The 16677-nt window shown below is 48.1% G+C and carries 17 protein-coding genes and 4 tRNA genes; 2 read left to right on the top strand and 19 right to left on the bottom strand.

Annotated elements, in window-relative coordinates; genetic code table 11:
* Positions 1-290: 290 nt before the first annotated feature.
* The 5 genes from rplS to ffh all read right to left on the bottom strand — a co-directional run bounded on the left by rplS (position 291) and on the right by ffh (position 3829).
* Positions 291-638, bottom strand: coding sequence for a 50S ribosomal protein L19 (gene rplS / locus A8F97_RS13300; RefSeq protein WP_005970359.1), 348 nt, complete (start codon positions 636-638; stop codon positions 291-293).
* Positions 639-700: 62 nt separating this feature from the next.
* On the bottom strand, positions 701-1456 hold the full coding sequence (trmD, locus tag A8F97_RS13305; RefSeq protein ID WP_012822832.1) for a tRNA (guanosine(37)-N1)-methyltransferase TrmD: 756 nt from the start codon (positions 1454-1456) through the stop codon (positions 701-703).
* A gap of 38 nt (positions 1457-1494) precedes the next feature.
* Positions 1495-2043, bottom strand: coding sequence for a ribosome maturation factor RimM (rimM, locus tag A8F97_RS13310; protein WP_012822831.1), 549 nt, complete (start codon positions 2041-2043; stop codon positions 1495-1497).
* 18 nt (positions 2044-2061) lie between these two features.
* Positions 2062-2310, bottom strand: a complete 249-nt coding sequence (rpsP, locus tag A8F97_RS13315; RefSeq protein ID WP_005970362.1) for a 30S ribosomal protein S16 — start codon at positions 2308-2310, stop codon at positions 2062-2064.
* 157 nt (positions 2311-2467) lie between these two features.
* Positions 2468-3829 carry a signal recognition particle protein gene (ffh, locus tag A8F97_RS13320; protein WP_012822830.1) on the bottom strand — a complete coding sequence of 454 codons (1362 nt, stop codon included), beginning with the start codon at positions 3827-3829 and terminating at the stop codon, positions 2468-2470.
* A gap of 168 nt (positions 3830-3997) precedes the next feature.
* On the opposite strand from ffh, the gene A8F97_RS13325 reads away from it, so the two are divergent.
* Complete coding sequence (locus A8F97_RS13325) at positions 3998-4792, top strand: cytochrome C assembly family protein (protein ID WP_012822829.1); 795 nt, start codon at positions 3998-4000, stop codon at positions 4790-4792.
* Between the two features lie 70 nt (positions 4793-4862).
* On the opposite strand, the gene luxS is transcribed toward A8F97_RS13325, so the two are convergent.
* From luxS to A8F97_RS13395, 14 genes are all read right to left on the bottom strand, one after another.
* The gene (luxS, locus tag A8F97_RS13330; protein WP_012822828.1) at positions 4863-5378 is read right to left on the bottom strand and encodes an S-ribosylhomocysteine lyase; all 516 of its coding nucleotides are present in this window, start codon (positions 5376-5378) and stop codon (positions 4863-4865) included.
* A 153-nt stretch (positions 5379-5531) separates the two neighbouring features.
* Positions 5532-7085 carry a glutamate--cysteine ligase gene (gene gshA, locus A8F97_RS13335; protein ID WP_012822827.1) on the bottom strand — a complete coding sequence of 518 codons (1554 nt, stop codon included), beginning with the start codon at positions 7083-7085 and terminating at the stop codon, positions 5532-5534.
* Positions 7086-7167: 82 nt separating this feature from the next.
* Positions 7168-7596, bottom strand: a complete 429-nt coding sequence (locus A8F97_RS13340; protein WP_033070999.1) for a YqaA family protein — start codon at positions 7594-7596, stop codon at positions 7168-7170.
* Entirely contained in the window at positions 7593-8159 is a 567-nt protein-coding gene (gene yqaB / locus A8F97_RS13345) for a fructose-1-phosphate/6-phosphogluconate phosphatase (RefSeq protein WP_012822825.1), read from the bottom strand. Before yqaB ends, A8F97_RS13340 begins: the two co-directional genes overlap by 4 nt.
* Positions 8160-8673: 514 nt before the next feature.
* Positions 8674-8750, bottom strand: a tRNA-Arg gene (locus A8F97_RS13350).
* 188 nt (positions 8751-8938) lie between these two features.
* Positions 8939-9015: transfer RNA gene (locus tag A8F97_RS13355), tRNA-Arg, on the bottom strand.
* A 71-nt stretch (positions 9016-9086) separates the two neighbouring features.
* Positions 9087-9163, bottom strand: a tRNA-Arg gene (locus tag A8F97_RS13360).
* 8 nt (positions 9164-9171) lie between these two features.
* Positions 9172-9264 (bottom strand) — tRNA-Ser (locus A8F97_RS13365).
* 293 nt (positions 9265-9557) lie between these two features.
* Positions 9558-9743 carry a carbon storage regulator CsrA gene (gene csrA / locus A8F97_RS13370; RefSeq protein WP_005972168.1) on the bottom strand — a complete coding sequence of 62 codons (186 nt, stop codon included), beginning with the start codon at positions 9741-9743 and terminating at the stop codon, positions 9558-9560.
* Positions 9744-10066: 323 nt separating this feature from the next.
* On the bottom strand, positions 10067-12694 hold the full coding sequence (gene alaS / locus A8F97_RS13375; RefSeq protein WP_014698885.1) for an alanine--tRNA ligase: 2628 nt from the start codon (positions 12692-12694) through the stop codon (positions 10067-10069).
* 137 nt (positions 12695-12831) lie between these two features.
* Positions 12832-13320, bottom strand: a complete 489-nt coding sequence (recX, locus tag A8F97_RS13380; RefSeq protein WP_012822823.1) for a recombination regulator RecX — start codon at positions 13318-13320, stop codon at positions 12832-12834.
* 45 nt (positions 13321-13365) lie between these two features.
* The gene (gene recA / locus A8F97_RS13385) at positions 13366-14439 is read right to left on the bottom strand and encodes a recombinase RecA (RefSeq protein WP_012822822.1); all 1074 of its coding nucleotides are present in this window, start codon (positions 14437-14439) and stop codon (positions 13366-13368) included.
* Positions 14440-14546: 107 nt separating this feature from the next.
* On the bottom strand, positions 14547-15041 hold the full coding sequence (pncC, locus tag A8F97_RS13390) for a nicotinamide-nucleotide amidase (RefSeq protein ID WP_012822821.1): 495 nt from the start codon (positions 15039-15041) through the stop codon (positions 14547-14549).
* Positions 15042-15287: 246 nt separating this feature from the next.
* A complete protein-coding gene (locus A8F97_RS13395; protein ID WP_033070998.1) occupies positions 15288-15623 on the bottom strand; it encodes a hypothetical protein in 336 nt (111 codons plus the stop codon).
* A 482-nt stretch (positions 15624-16105) separates the two neighbouring features.
* On the opposite strand from A8F97_RS13395, the gene A8F97_RS13400 reads away from it, so the two are divergent.
* Positions 16106-16594, top strand: a complete 489-nt coding sequence (locus A8F97_RS13400; RefSeq protein ID WP_012822820.1) for an SRPBCC family protein — start codon at positions 16106-16108, stop codon at positions 16592-16594.
* The last annotated feature ends 83 nt before the right edge of the window (positions 16595-16677 follow it).

The raw sequence follows: 16677 nt of genomic DNA on the forward strand, positions 1-16677 counted from the left end.
AAACGTTTATAAAATAACCATGCCTAATGTCATCATAGTACTGAAATTCAAACAATAATGATGGCACCAGGGAAAACTAAGCCCACCAAGTTTGGTGGGCTTTCTGCTACCAGGGTAGTCGATATTTGAAGAATGAACCTTAAAATCACAGCGTACATATCTCAGCAGAAAGTGATGCTTCTATGCCATTCTCTGCTGCCTCTTTGTGGACATCAAGACAAAAAAAAAGCCTAGCGAATTCGCTAGGCATTTGAAAAATAACAACTTTCGGATGTTGCGAAAGCGCTATCTTAGTTAAGACGCTCTTTGATACGAGCAGACTTACCAGTACGCTCACGCAGGTAGTACAGTTTGGCTTTACGCACGGCACCACGACGTTTAACAGAGATGCTGTCAATTACTGGAGAGTGAGTCTGGAATACACGCTCCACGCCTTCGCCGTTAGAAATTTTGCGAACAGTGAATGCAGAATGCAGACCGCGGTTACGAATAGCGATAACCACGCCCTCGAATGCCTGCAGACGTTTTTTGCTGCCTTCAACAACCCATACCTTCACTTCTACGGAATCACCCGGACGAAATGCAGGTACGTCCTGCTTCATTTGTTCGTCTTCGATTTGCTTAATAATGTTGCTCATAATATGTCTCTTACCCTAGGTAAACTGATAGTTGGGTTCGCACGGTAAACCGGCGTAACCACCTAATACTCTCGTTGCTCAGACTGATGTTCACGTTGAAATTCAGCCAGCAACCTTATTTGCTCGTCAGTCAGAGCTAGGCTTTTCAGAAGTTCAGGTCTTCTAAGCCAGGTTCGGCCCAGCGACTGCTTCAATCGCCAGCGACGTATTTCCGCATGGTTACCAGACAGTAATACTGCCGGAACCTCCATGCTTTCCAGTATTTCAGGGCGAGTGAAATGAGGACAGTCCAGCAATCCATCGGCAAAAGAATCTTCTTCTGCTGAAGCCTGATGCCCCAGAACGCCCGGTATAAAACGGGCAACGGAGTCAATCAGGGTCATCGCTGGCAGTTCCCCACCGCTGAGTACGTAATCCCCTATCGACCATTCTTCATCGATCTCGGTTTTAATTACGCGCTCATCAATCCCTTCGTACCGTCCACAAACTAGAATCATCTTCTGGTTTGTAGCAAGTTGACGCACGCCTTGCTGATCTAATTTACGGCCCTGAGGTGATAGATAAATCACTCTCACGCCTTCACCTGCCGCTGCTTTTGCTGCGTGGATCGCATCCCGTAAAGGTTGCACCATCATCAGCATTCCGGGACCACCGCCATAAGGCCGGTCATCCACGGTGCGATGCCGATCGTAAGTGAAGTCGCGAGGACTCCAATACTGTACGTTCAGCAGGCCATTTTTAACTGCCCGGCCAGTGACTCCGTAATCAGTAATTGCCCGGAACATCTCTGGAAACAGGCTAATCACCCCAATCCACATAGTCTCGTTCCGCTGGGTACTACTGGTCGATTCAGAGTTCAAAAACCAGGATCCCAATCTACTTCAATAGTTTGAGCAGAAAGGTCAACACGCTTAACAACCTGTTCGGTGAGGAACGGAACCAGTCGTTCCTTGACCCCGAAGGCATCTTTCAAGTTGGCTTTTATCACCATCACATCGTTCGAGCCAGTTTCCATCATATCGATGATTTTACCCAACTCATAACCCGTTACGGTCACGACCTGACAGCCAATAAGATCCTTCCAGTAATAATCACCTTCGCCCAGATCGGGCAGTTGTGACGAATCTACGACAATTTCACAATTGGTCAGTAAATTAGCCGCATCACGGTCATCAGCACCTTTCACTTTGATGATCAGATCCTGATTGTGATACTTCCAGCCTTCAATCTCGACAAGCTGCCAACCGCTTTTACTCTGGATAAACCAAGGTTGATAATCAAAAATGCTATCGGCATCTTCGGTGGATGAAAACACTCTGAGCCAACCTCGGATGCCATACGCCGACCCAATTTTCCCCATCACAATCGGGTTAACGGGAGGTTTTGGGCTAAGTTGATTGCTCATTATCACCACCGCAACAGATTATGCTGCTTTTTTAGCGTCTTTGATCAGCGAAGATACGCGATCAGACACAGTTGCACCCAGACCAACCCAATGCTCGATACGGTCCAGATCCAGACGCAGGGCTTCTGCTTGACCAGACGCGATTGGGTTAAAGAAACCCACGCGCTCGATGAAACGACCATCACGCGCATTGCGGCTGTCGGTCACGACTACTTGATAGAAAGGGCGTTTTTTCGCGCCGCCACGTGCCAAACGAATTGTTACCATAACATCCTCTTTAGTGAATAAAACAACTGGGCTCCATCGAGGAACGGAGCCCAGTATGTCATATAAAAAGCCCGAAAATTTTACTCATTTTGGCGCAAAAAGCAATCTAAAGCGTATAATCTCGCCAAGAGTTTATCTACACCATCAGTTTCTGTGGTTAACGCCCCGGAAATCCAGGTGGCATCATCCCTTTCATACCGCGCATCATTTTCGCCAGGCCGCCGTTTTTCATTTTCTTCATCATTCGTTGCATATCATCGAATTGTTTCAGAAGACGGTTAACGTCCTGCACCTGCATACCTGAACCCTGCGCGATACGGCGCTTACGTGAGCCTTTGATAATCTCTGGCTTGGCACGCTCTTGAAACGTCATCGAATTAATAATCGCCTCCATACGCACCAACACCTTGTCATCCATTTGTGACTTAACGTTATCAGGTAGTTGACCCATGCCAGGCATTTTACTCATCATGCTCGCCATGCCGCCCATGTTGCGCATCTGCTTAAGCTGATCCAGGAAATCGGTCAAATCGAAACCGTCGCCCTTCTTCAGTTTCTTCGCCAGCTTCTCTGCCTGTGTACGGTCAACCTTGCTTTCAATATCTTCAATCAGCGAAAGCACATCGCCCATACCGAGAATGCGTGATGCAACGCGATCGGGGTAGAACGGTTCCAACGCTTCGGTTTTTTCACCGACGCCGAGGAATTTAATAGGCTTGCCAGTAATATGGCGGATAGACAACGCCGCACCGCCTCGGGCATCGCCATCAATTTTGGTGAGGATAACCCCAGTCAGCGGCAACGCTTCATTAAAGGCTTTTGCCGTATTCGCCGCATCCTGCCCCGTCATGGCATCAACCACAAACAGCGTTTCAACCGGCTTAATTGCCGCATGAACCTGTTTGATTTCGTCCATCATCGCGTCATCGACGTGAAGACGACCAGCGGTATCGACCAACAGGACATCGTAGAATTTCAACTTAGCGTGTTGTAACGCACGTTCTACGATAGCAAGCGGCTTCTCTTGCGCATCAGACGGGAAGAAATCGACGCCCACCTGCTGTGCCAGCGTTTCCAACTGTTTAATCGCCGCAGGGCGATAAACGTCGGCAGACACCACGAGCACTTTTTTCTTTTGCTTTTCGCGCAAGAATTTACCCAACTTGCCCACGCTGGTCGTTTTACCCGCACCTTGCAGGCCGGCCATCAGGACCACCGCAGGCGGCTGAGCAGCGAGATTTAGTTCGGCGTTAATTTCGCCCATTGCGCTGACAAGTTCATTTTTAACAATCTTGACGAACTCTTGCCCCGGCGTCAGACTTTTGTTGACCTCATGCCCAACAGCGCGTTCTTTTACACGATTGATAAAATCACGCACCACGGGTAACGCTACGTCAGCTTCCAGCAATGCCATACGTACTTCACGCAGCGTTTCTTTAATGTTTTCTTCAGTCAACCGCCCGCGGCCGCTGATATTGCGCAATGTGCGCGAGAGTCGATCGGTTAAATTTTCAAACATATCTCATGCTCAACGTAAGACAGGCCGCAGCGCGACACGAATAGAAGGGATTATACACAAAAGTAGGAACGATCTCAGCGCTGCTGACGGAGAACTGTTGGTGCCCACGGCGACTAACGCTATACTGATTCTCTATTTTACCTAGTTGATATTTAATAACCTATTTGTATGTCTGTTTTCGCTATTGTGGCGCTTGTCGCCTACACACTCAGCCTCGGACTGATTATCCCCAGTCTGCTGCGCAAGAACAGTGCATATCGTCGGCTGGCAATGCTCTCGGCCAGCGCTGCGCTAATCTGCCATGCGGTGGCGCTCTATCAACGCATTTTTGATGTTCAGGTGGGACAAAATCTTAGCCTGCTGAATATCGGTTCGCTGGTCAGCCTCATCATCTGTACCGTTATGACGATTGTCGCCGCGCGCGATCGCGGCTGGTTTATTCTCCCCATCGTCTACACCTTTGCGCTGATCAATCTGGCCTTTGCCAGCTTCATGCCGAGTGAATTTATTACGCATCTGGAAGCATCACCGGGCTTGATGATCCATATCGGCCTGGCGCTTTTTTCCTATGCAACCTTGCTGATTGCGGCACTTTATGCGCTCCAGCTTGCCTGGCTTGATTATCTGCTCAAGAACAAGAAGCTAGGGTTTGCCGCTGATATGCCGCCGTTGATGAGCATTGAACGGAAGATGTTTCACATCACGCAGATTGGCGTCATCCTGCTCACGCTGACGCTTTGTACCGGCTTGTTCTATATGGACGACCTGATCGACAATAAAGAGAACCTGCATAAGGCGGTGTTCTCACTGTTTGCCTGGTTCATCTATATTCTGTTGCTCTGGGGACATTACCATGAGGGATGGCGGGGTCGGCGTGTCGTCTGGTTCAGCCTGCTAGGTGCACTGATGCTGACGCTTTCCTACTTTGGCAGCCGGGTTATACAGCACTTTCTCGCGGTCTGACATCGTTCACGCGCAGAAAAAAGAGAGCCCACTTTCGGCTCTCTTTTTTTATCTGCGCCGACCCAACAAACTAGATATGCAGCTCAGCTAACTTGTCTTTCGGCAACGCCAGATCGTCATTTTGGTTAATGCCAATATCGTGATCCAAAATATGCTGAGCGATTTCCTGCGCTTCTTCCAGTGAATGCATATCATAGGTGCCGCACTGGTATTCATTCAGCTCAGGGATTTTACGCTGATCGGTCACTTTCAGAACGTCCGCCATTGCCGCTTTCCAAGAGTCGGCAACACGTTGCTCATTCGGCGTGCCAATCAGGCTCATGTAGAAACCAGTACGGCATCCCATCGGAGAAATATCGATAATTTCAACGCCATCACCGTTTAAATGATCCCGCATAAAGCCAGCAAATAGGTGCTCTAGCGTATGAATTCCACGCTCTGGCATGACCTCGATGTTCGGACGACAGAAACGCAGATCAAATACAGTGATATTGTCGCCATGAGGGGTTTTCATGGTTTTAGCGACCCGAACGGCGGGTGCGGCCATACGAGTATGGTCAACAGTAAAGCTATCTAGTAACGGCATAATGCCACCTCCTCATAGAAAAAATTTATTTTTTCTCGTTTCCGGGAAACTTTTCCTTTTTATGCGAGTCTGACTTACTGAAAGACGCGCATTTATTATCATCATCCCTATTAGAGATGTTTATTTGGCCACAGTTTCTGTGGCCTTTTCTTTTTAATTCGCCGCCAGATAATCGTCAAAACTCATCGTATCTTCAGACTCAATCTGACGTTGGCGCTGCCAGGAACGTTCGCTTGCAGTCGCTAATTGCTCTTCAGTCAACACCTGCAACGGCTCATTGCTCAGCATCTTGCGGTATTCCTCCGCTAAATTCAGCCCCACGCTACCATTGCCTTCTTGCTTCATCAACGTTAACAGCCTGCCAGAGAACGTCGTTTCTGGATCGTCAAAACCAACAAGCAGCTCATCGCATACCTGCTGATAATGCGGCCGATCGTTTTCAGCATCCAGTACTTCCGCAACACGACGTAAATCTGCAAACAGGGATTTCCCAACCTCGGCAATCGGCTGCTGGATGGTTTCACACCGCATTCCCACCGTCTGCCCTGGTTTACGACCTTCAAGGATCACTCGGTTCCAGTTTTTACGCGTACACAATAGTTCATCTGCGCTCATTTCCGGCGCATCCGCTAACGCACACCAGATCAGGAATAAATCCAGGAAACGCACCTGACTTTCACTCACCCCAGTAGGAGAGAACGGATTGATATCTAGCGAGCGCACTTCGATATATTCAATTCCGCCACGCAGCAAAGCATCAGATGGCGTTTCGTCCGCACGCGTCACACGCTTCGGACGAATCGGCGCATAGAGTTCGTTCTCAATCTGCAAGACGTTCGTATTCAATTGTAGATAACGACCATCCTTCTTCATACCAACCTGAGCATATTCCTCAGACGGCGTTTTTATCGCACGTTTTAATGCAGCGACGTAGGTATCCAGATCGTTAAACGTAATCCCCAGATTGCTCTGTGATTTATTGGTATAACCTAAATCACTAAGCCGTAGAGAGGTGGCATAAGGCAGATAAAGCATACCTTTTTTCGTGCGCTCAAACGGCAGCGCGGTTTCTCTCCCTCTCAGGAAAGAAGAACAGATCGCCGGAGAAGCGCCAAACAGGTAAGGGATCACCCAACCAAAGCGGTAATAATTGCGAATCAGTCTGAAGTATCCCGCAGATATGGCTTTCTTCCCGCTTTCTGCATCTGCTACGCCCTCTCGCGCCTGCCAGAATGATAACGGCAGAGAGAAGTTATAGTGCACACCGGAAATGGTCTGCATCAATGCGCCATAGCGGTTTTTCAGCCCTTCGCGATAAAGCGTTTTAAAACGCCCAACATTTGAAGAGCCATACTGCGCCAGCTCTATATTTTGCTCGCTGTCGATAAAGCACGGCATGCTCAATGGCCACATCCGCTCATCGCCCAGATTACGGGAAACGTGACGATGGATATCACGCAAAAACGTCAGCAGATGATCGACATCTTTGTCGACTGGCGTAATAAACTCCAACAACGCCTCGGCAAAATCTGTCGTAATCCACGGGTGTGACAACGCCGAGCCCAATATCTCAGGATGCCCTGTCGTAGCAAGATGTCCGTTCTCTGTTACGCGCAATGTTTCGCGTTCAATTCCACGCTGAATCCCCTTCACTGCCTGTGGGTGTTTTTCCAGCCAAGAAAGTGCTTCTGAAATGTCCGGGATCAAATCGACCTCCCGTTGTTAAAATGTAATGGTTGTAAGCATAATTGAAACTCAGCAGTACTCACCAGTTCGCATTGCGATCTGGCTAAGACCACCACGCCATCCCCTGTAACGTTATACCTGTCAATACGATATACCGCAGCGCTTTTCCGATACCGATAAAAACCGCCGATTTCACCCAGGGCATACGTAACCAACCCGCTAACACGCACAATAAATCGCCTACTATCGGCACCCAGCTAAATAACAGCGCAGCGCAACCATAGCGCTGTAACCAGCGCATGGCCACTGTATGCCCAGCTTGTTGTTTTGGCTGAGGGAGTAAGCGCCCTATAAAAATATTTGTTAACCCGCCCAGCGTATTTCCTACCGTTGCCACGATGAGCAGCAGATAAGGTTTTGCGCTGTCAGCCAACAATAATGTCACCAGCAGTACTTCCGAACTGCCGGGCAACAGTGTTGCACTGAGCAGGCTACTCCAGAAAAGAGAAAAAACGGCCCAGAACTCACTCACAGTGTACGAACGTCAACCACAGCCATATTAGCCCGCTTAGCCGCTTCAATACCGTAATCAGCGTCTTCAAACACGATACAGTGTTCCGGAGCAACAGAAATCAACGCGGCACAACGCAGAAAAGTATCGGGAAACGGCTTATGCTGTGTGACATCATCTGCACCGACGATCGCATCAAAATAATTCTGCAGCCCCAAATGCGTTAGCAGTCTATCGGCCATTCCATGCGTACTCCCCGTACCAACCGCCATAGGGCGCCGTCCACGGTAATGTTTAACAACATCAATCAGCGGTAGCGGCTGTACCGTATCCAGCAGCATTTCCTCAACAACAGCCGTTTTTTCCGCTGCTAGTTGGATAGGATCAATATCAGCCTGATGACTTTCAATAATACGCTGCGCAATACGCCAGGTAGGCGAGCCGTTCAATGCTGTCATGGCACTGGCATCATAACTCATGCCATATCGGGCAAGCACCAGATCCCACGCTTTATGGTGCGTAGGTTCCGTATCGAGTAGGGTGCCATCCATATCAAAGATCAGCCCTTGATAGCGATCGTACATCATGACTCCATGCTCACTGAAAAGAGAGCTTACTTTATCGTAAAGTGAAAACGTTGTCGCTTACTCAATAACCTTATTAAAAACAGGTTATTACTACCATAGTGGTAAGACAGCCTTCATTTATACGTAGGCTCAATCTCAATATATAGACAGGAGGAGAGATAAAAATTCATGCACGAGCGTGCTTAGAAAAACATCGGTATGAATTAGCAAAACAGGGAACAGTACCGCTGTAGCGCTAAAAAGTACGGAAGAGAGTAAGTGGTAAAACAAAGATGGTGTTTCTGATAAAAATTATCTGATTAACCTTGAGATGCCCTCGCTTATGCGAAGCGATTCGGTTAGCAACTAGACAAAAGATTTATTTACATCAGAATATGGTGCATCCGAGAGGATTACTCGGCTTAGCCTCGCCCTGCGGGCCGTTGCTAAAGCAACTTTTTCCTCCCTCGTTCTTAAAAACCAAGACTGTGGATTATAAGAGTAAGGAAAAGACTTTTACTATACGAGGAAATGGTGCATCCGGGAGGATTCGAACCTCCGACCGCTCGGTTCGTAGCCGAGTACTCTATCCAGCTGAGCTACGGATGCAGAGTATGGTGCAAAAACAAGGGGGTGAGCAATTAAGCGAGATACCTAAGAATGGTGCATCCGGGAGGATTACTCGGCTTCGCCTCGCCCTTCGGGCCATTGCTAAAGCAACGTTTTCCTCCCTCGAACTTATAAGCCAAAACCATCGGTTATAAGAACAAGATAACAACCTTACCCATATCGAGATATGGTGCATCCGGGAGGATTCGAACCTCCGACCGCTCGGTTCGTAGCCGAGTACTCTATCCAGCTGAGCTACGGATGCATTACTAATTCTTTATCTACGACAACATTTGCGTTCACTAATACAACTTGCCTCGCAAAGGCAGTATTTAATGGTGCATCCGGGAGGATTCGAACCTCCGACCGCTCGGTTCGTAGCCGAGTACTCTATCCAGCTGAGCTACGGATGCATATTAAATGGCGGTGAGGGAGGGATTCGAACCCTCGATGCAGCTTTTGACCGCATACTCCCTTAGCAGGGGAGCGCCTTCAGCCTCTCGGCCACCTCACCTTACATTACCTGTTTGCTACTAAGAACTTCTTGTTAGTGCTCACCGGTACTGCGTGGCGCACATATTACTTTCCCAGACTTATAAGTCAAACAATTTTTCCCACCTTACGTTCGTTTGAACAATTCGCATCCAAGACGCGCATTTTCACAACAAAAAGTCTGTTTTATCGACAGAAAAACAGGCGGTTACCTTGCCAAAGGAAGCGCACAATAAAAATGGATATATCGATAAAAGTGTGGGAGAAAAGCGGGAAGTGGCAATTGCGTCCCGCGAACACGAGACGCATTGTCAATCAATATGACGTCGGTTGAGATTTTTCGGCCTGAATACGCTGATAGATCTCTTCACGGTGGACAGAAACCTCTTTAGGTGCATTAACGCCAATACGCACCTGGTTGCCTTTCACTCCTAATACGGTAACCGTTACCTCATCGCCGATCATGAGGGTTTCGCCAACTCGACGAGTCAAAATAAGCATTCTTTGCTCCTTGAAAGATTATAAAGAGTCGGGTCTCTCTGTCTCCCCGCCATTATCCATCATGTGCTGTGAAAACGTAAACCTAGACGATGGTATAACAACCCATCACGCTCAGGTTCGTTACTACTTGTTAGTTTAGTCGATATCAGTAGCTTGTGCTTTTGTTATCACGACAAGAGGGCTGAGCATATAAAGCTTCAGAATATCTGAAGGTAACATACTTTATCCTCTGTTTAACGAATCCTTTTCCGCAGACAAAAACGCCACAACCAGAAAGTTATGGCGTTTTTGTTAGATAACGAAAATAAAACGTTATGGATCGCTTATAGCTTAGCAACAACCCAGGACTCAACGCTGGCTAGCGCACCAGGCAATGCTAACGCGTCCGAGCCCCCAGCCTGAGCCATATCAGGGCGACCACCGCCTTTTCCGCCAACCTGCTGGGCCACAAACCCTATCAGTTCACCAGCTTTTACGCGGTCAGTCAGATCTTTCGTTACACCAGAAATCAAGCTAACCCTGCCTTCTGTCGCCGTTCCGAGAACGATAACAGCAGAGCCGAGTTGGTTCTTTAAGTCGTCAACCATCGTGCGCAACAGTTTAGGATCCACGTTGTCAAGTTGCGTGACCAGCAACTTCACACCGTTAACCTCTTTTGCTTTGCCGGACAGGGACGAGCTTTCCTGCGCCGCTTGCTGAGCCTTCAACTGCTGAAGCTCTTTCTCCAACGCACGGGCACGATCCAGTACAGAGCGTACCTTATCAGTCAGGTTGTGACTATCCCCTTTCAACAGTTGCGCAATGTCTTGCAGAACGTCACTCTGACGATGCAGTGCGGACAAAGCATTTTCACCTGTGGTCGCTTCGATACGACGTACCCCGGCGGCAGTGCCTGATTCAGAGATGATTTGGAACAAACCAATATCACCAGTACGGTTGGCGTGCGTTCCCCCACAGAGCTCAATGGAGAAATCGCCCATCGTCAGAACACGGACATGGTCGTCATACTTCTCACCGAACAGCGCCATCGCGCCCTTCGCTCTCGCATCATCCAATGCCATGACATCCGTTTGCACGGTAAGGTTGCGGCGGATTTGCGCGTTGACGATGTCTTCAACCAGACGAATCTGTTCAGGCTTCATCGCTTCCGTATGTGAGAAGTCAAAGCGCAGATAGCTATCGTTAACCAAAGAACCTTTCTGCGCGACATGATCGCCCAAAACCTGACGCAGTGCAGCATGCAGCAGGTGCGTTGCAGAGTGGTTCAGACGAATGCGATCGCGGCGTTGGCTATCAACGTTTGCATCGACACTGTCGTTAACACGCAGTGTACCCTGAGTCAGTTTACCGACATGGCCGATTGCCTGACCGTATTTCTGCGTATCCTGAACAACGAAGCTGACGTCCGCATTTTTCAGTTCACCCTGGTCGCCAACCTGACCGCCGGACTCACCATAGAATGGCGTTTCGTTAAGAATTACGACTGCTTCATCACCTGCCGCAATCTGATCAACCGCGTTCCCATTATGATAAAGCGCAATCACCTTCGCTTGCTGCTGCGTTTTTTCATAGCCGCAGAATGGCGTGTTTTCATCCACGCGAATGAGGCTGTTGTAATCCACGCCAAATCCGCTGGCCTCGCGAGCACGCTGACGCTGAGCCGTCATCGCGGATTCAAAACCTTCCTCATCAACTTTTAAGCCACGCTCGCGGCACACATCCGCAGTGAGGTCGACAGGGAAACCATAGGTGTCATATAGGCGGAAGACGGTTTCACCATCCAGGGTATCCCCTTTCAGGTTTTTAATTTCTTCATCTAACAGAGATAACCCGCGCTCCAACGTGCGGGCAAACTGCTCTTCTTCCATCTTCAGCGCTTGCTCAACTACCGATTGCTGCTTTTTCAATTCGGCAGCCGCAGGCCCCATGACGTCAATCAGTGGCGCAACCAGTTTGTAGAAGAAAGCATCCGTCGCGCCCAGCATATTACCGTGACGCGCGGCGCGGCGAATAATACGGCGCAGGACATAGCCACGGTTTTCATTAGACGGCATAACGCCATCGGCAATCAGGAACGCGCAAGAGCGGATATGGTCAGCGATGACACGCAACGATTTATTGGTTAAATCGGTTGTACCAACAGCTTTCGCTACCGCATCAATCAGCGTCTTAAACAAATCAATGTCATAGTTTGAATTGACATGTTGCAATACCGCAGACACACGTTCTAACCCCATACCGGTATCAACGGAAGGCTTCGGTAGTGGCAGCATTGTGCCGTCAACCTGACGGTTAAACTGCATGAACACCAAATTCCAGATTTCGATATAGCGATCGCCGTCCTCATCAGGGCTTCCCGGCGGGCCACCCGCGATGTGTTCACCGTGATCGAAGAAAATCTCGGTGCATGGACCACACGGCCCCGTTTCACCCATCTGCCAGAAGTTATCAGAGGCGTAAGGTCCGCCTTTGTTATCACCAATACGAATAATTCTTTCGCGCGGTACGCCAACTTCATCAGCCCAAATGTTGTAGGCTTCATCATCCGTGGCGTATACCGTTACCCACAATTTTTCTTTTGGCAGATTGAACCACTGGGGAGACGTCAGCAATTCCCACGCATAGCGAATCGCATCATGCTTGAAGTAATCACCGAAGCTGAAGTTACCCAGCATTTCAAAGAAGGTGTGGTGGCGTGCGGTATAACCTACGTTTTCCAGGTCATTATGTTTACCACCGGCACGTACGCAGCGCTGCGAGGTTGTCGCGCGGACATAGCTACGCTTATCCAGCCCGAGGAACACATCTTTGAACTGGTTCATACCCGCATTGGTGAATAACAATGTCGGATCGTTGTTCGGCACCAGAGAGCTGCTATCAACAACCTGGTGTCCCTTACTGTGGAAAAAATCGAGAAACGCTTGACGGATCTCAGCGGTGCTCTTGCTCATAATTGTCCTGGAATCAAGCTAGAAGAACAGATCGCGGGCAAGGTTAGTCCAGCATGCTGACGTTACCGAGCAACTCACGAACAAAAAGTGGGAATAAGATAAATTTTCTTCGATGGGAAGTAAAATCCCGTGTGCGTTCAATCTGAAAAATTCGTATAGATTGACTGGATTTCTTCATGAAAAAAGCCGCGATAGAGCAGATATCGCTGATGTTTGACTTTGTCTTTCCATTCATCGGACAGAGGATGCCCGAATTTCCGTTCCACAACCGATTTAGCCAGCGCACACCAGTCGATATCACTCTCGTTCAATGCTGTGGCTAGCGTTGTCTTGTCGATTCCTTTCTGGCTCAGCTCCATTTTAATCCGCTGGGCGCCATAGCCTTTGCGACTCCGGCTGCTGATATAGCGGCGAGCATAACGCGCATCATCCAGCCAACCGTGCTCCTTGCAATAAGCAATTGCAGCTTCCACGTCTTCCACTGCAACTCGGGCTGCGATTTCATCTGCTTCACTTTCCGTACTTTCTGATTTATACAAATACGCCGCACATTTGCGGCGTATTTCGACTTCACTATAATCGCGAACAGAAAGCACATTCATCGCATAGCGTAATGGTTTATTCATCCATCTATCCGCTGATGTGCTCTGCCACAGGTAATTCAGCAGCCATTAAAATTCTTCGTTGCCTTCACCAGCGAATTCATCTTCGTCATGGCTATTACCTACTGCGGCAGGCGTTAGCTCATTGCCTTTATGCAGCAGCATTTCACGCAATTTTTTATCCAGTTCAGCAGCAATCGCTGAATTCTCTTTCAGGAAATTGCAGGCGTTTGCTTTACCCTGGCCGATTTTGTCGCCGTTATAGCTATACCATGCACCCGCTTTTTCGATCAGTTTGTGTTTCACACCCAGATCAACTAACTCACCGTGGATATTGATACCTTCACCATACAAAATTTGGAATTCAGCCTGTTTGAACGGTGCTGCCACTTTATTCTTCACGACTTTAACGCGAGTTTCGCTACCGACAACTTCTTCACCGTCCTTGATAGCGCCAGTACGACGAATATCCAGACGAACAGAGGCATAAAATTTCAGTGCGTTACCACCGGTAGTGGTTTCAGGGTTACCAAACATCACACCAATTTTCATACGGATCTGGTTAATGAAGATTAGCAGCGTATTGGCTTGTTTCAGGTTACCAGCCAGTTTACGCATAGCCTGGCTCATCATACGTGCCGCAAGGCCCATGTGAGAGTCACCGATTTCGCCTTCAATTTCAGCTTTTGGTGTCAAGGCTGCAACAGAGTCGACAATGATAACGTCAACAGCGCCAGAGCGCGTGAGTGCATCACAGATCTCCAGTGCTTGCTCACCGGTATCCGGCTGAGAACACAGCAGGTTATCAATATCTACGCCAAGTTTTTTCGCATAAATCGGGTCCAACGCATGTTCAGCATCGATGAACGCACAGGTTTTTCCTTCGCGTTGAGCAGCGGCAATCACCTGTAAGGTCAGCGTGGTTTTACCAGAAGATTCTGGGCCATAAATCTCAACGATGCGCCCCATAGGTAAACCGCCGGCCCCCAGAGCAATATCAAGGGACAAAGAGCCCGTAGAAATGGTTTCAACATCCATCGAGCGATCCTCGCCCAACCGCATGATAGAACCTTTACCAAATTGCTTTTCGATTTGACCCAGTGCTGCCGCAAGTGCCTTTTGTTTGTTCTCATCAATAGCCATTTTTGCTCCTGTCATGCGGCGTAAAGCTACTGTCTCTACGCGGCGGCTTAATTATGAATTGCTGAATAATTACTGACATTATACTGTATGCGCATACAGCATCAAGGTTATTTTTTCAGAAACGCGTCGAGCAGCGTTTGCAGCGCAAAATGGACTGATTGCAGACGTACCGCATTTCGGTCTCCGCTGAATCGCATTTTTCGGGCAAATCCCCCGCCCTGTTTGTCAGTGAAGCCAAACCACACCGTGCCGACAGGTTTCTCTTCGGTCCCCCCGTCTGGCCCAGCAACACCACTTACCGATATAGAAAAATCTGCACTGGCGGCCCGCAAAGCTCCTGCGGCCATTTCATTGACGACATCCTCACTCACTGCACCATGCCGCTCCAATGTCTCTGCGCTCACATTCACCAGACGCTGTTTGGCCAGATTGCTATATGTCACAAAACCATAATCAAACCAGCCAGAACTCCCCGCAACATCGGTAATAGACTTAGCCAGCCAGCCTCCAGTGCAAGACTCTGCACACGTCAACGTAGCGCCACGCGCTTTTAGTTGTTCGCCCACCAAAGCACTTAACCGCAGAATGTCAGCTTCTGTCATTGTTGCCTCATATTAATCAAGGATTGTTCGGTCAGGGTAACACTTTTCCCCAAAAAAGACGCCCCGCTGCACGGTATGCGAAGCGCCTCTCAAAGAAGACGAAACAGGGATGAAAAACGAGAAAAACCGAGGGGATTGAATAAAAAGCAACCGGATAATTAGGCAAAAAAACAGCACGACCTTAATAATTCACCAGTCAGTAGGGTACAAAGGGGAAGTAGGAATAATTAATAACAACAGAGTGATTTACATACAACCTGCACAACTGGTGCATCGCCAGTCCTGCTTATTTATGGCCTGGAAAAAATATCTAAAATAACATTCCTCGATAGGAATATTATTCTCTTCAAAGCTATCGGCAAGCCAGTCGATATTTCCAAGGATCCAGTCATCCTCATCTAATCCGTCCCGATAGGTTTCATCGTCAGGATCAATGATAGAGTAGATCCCCATTGTTCCCATATGATTTTCTTTATATTTTTCCGGTAACGTGAAATCTTTTTCTTTATAAGATATTAACCAATGGCCATGGCAAAGCAGGTTGCCATTACGACTCCATCTGGCAATAAATGGATTATTCATATTGATATACTCACCAGCGTAAAAGCTGATAACAAACGTATCACGACATGTTTATAAAGTAAATTACATCGCAATCAATACATTATTTAAAGATCAGACCACATGGATGAAGGCCCATTACACCTTAATAGGTACAAACCTATTAGCAATAAATTGATAAATATCAAATCACATAAAAATAAAACATTCCAAAAAGGAAATATAAGTAAAAAGCCCACTAAGAATAGTGGGCGAGGTACTGCTATTATCGTTATGTAAAAACCCTGGTGTTTTGCGGCACGTCATTCGATTCCTGTCTGACACTTACGGTATCGAATGAACATTAATGTAACATTAGGCACGTAAAAACTTAGGCTATTGCTGTGATAGCCAACACCGACACTACCGCTAGCCTCCTCCAATTTTGCTTAGCGGGTCGATATCAGTCAGAATGGCGTATATATGCCCATAAAGGGGTAACAATCCATTAGCGAGGATGACGGGTGTTTCCCTCTTTCTTAAGAAGAATCACAGAAAAAAGCGGCAGCTATGCCAATGAAATCAGTGGCAACATCACGATCAATCGCCCAGAAGAACGCTTGTTTGATCTTTGGCGAAAACCGGAAACGTTGCCGATCCTGATGGGCCATTTTGCCAGTATCGAGATACTGAATCATACCGACTCTAATTGGCGAATTAACACACCGATTGGCGCACTCATTGAGTGGCAGGCCCGTATTATTGATGAAAAACCGGGGGAATATATCCACTGGCGTTCACTGGAAGGCGCTCGTGTTCCTAATGAAGGCAGGCTTTCTTTTCAGCCAGCCTCGTCAGAAACGGGGACAACCGTAACGCTGACAATTCGCTACAATCCACCAGGAGGACTGATCGGAAAAAAGATTGGCCAAATGTTTGATATGTTTTCTCGCGATATGCTGACTAAGACGCTCTATCGTTTTAAAAAATTAGCGGAAGGTGAGTTGGCCTAGCCCGCATAGGACACCATCGCGACGGGTCATCATTGCCCTTTTTCCTTAACTGACGGAAGCGCCCCAATAAAGAGGAACGTAGA

Source organism: Pectobacterium parmentieri (assembly GCF_001742145.1).
Classification (GTDB): domain Bacteria; phylum Pseudomonadota; class Gammaproteobacteria; order Enterobacterales; family Enterobacteriaceae; genus Pectobacterium; species Pectobacterium parmentieri.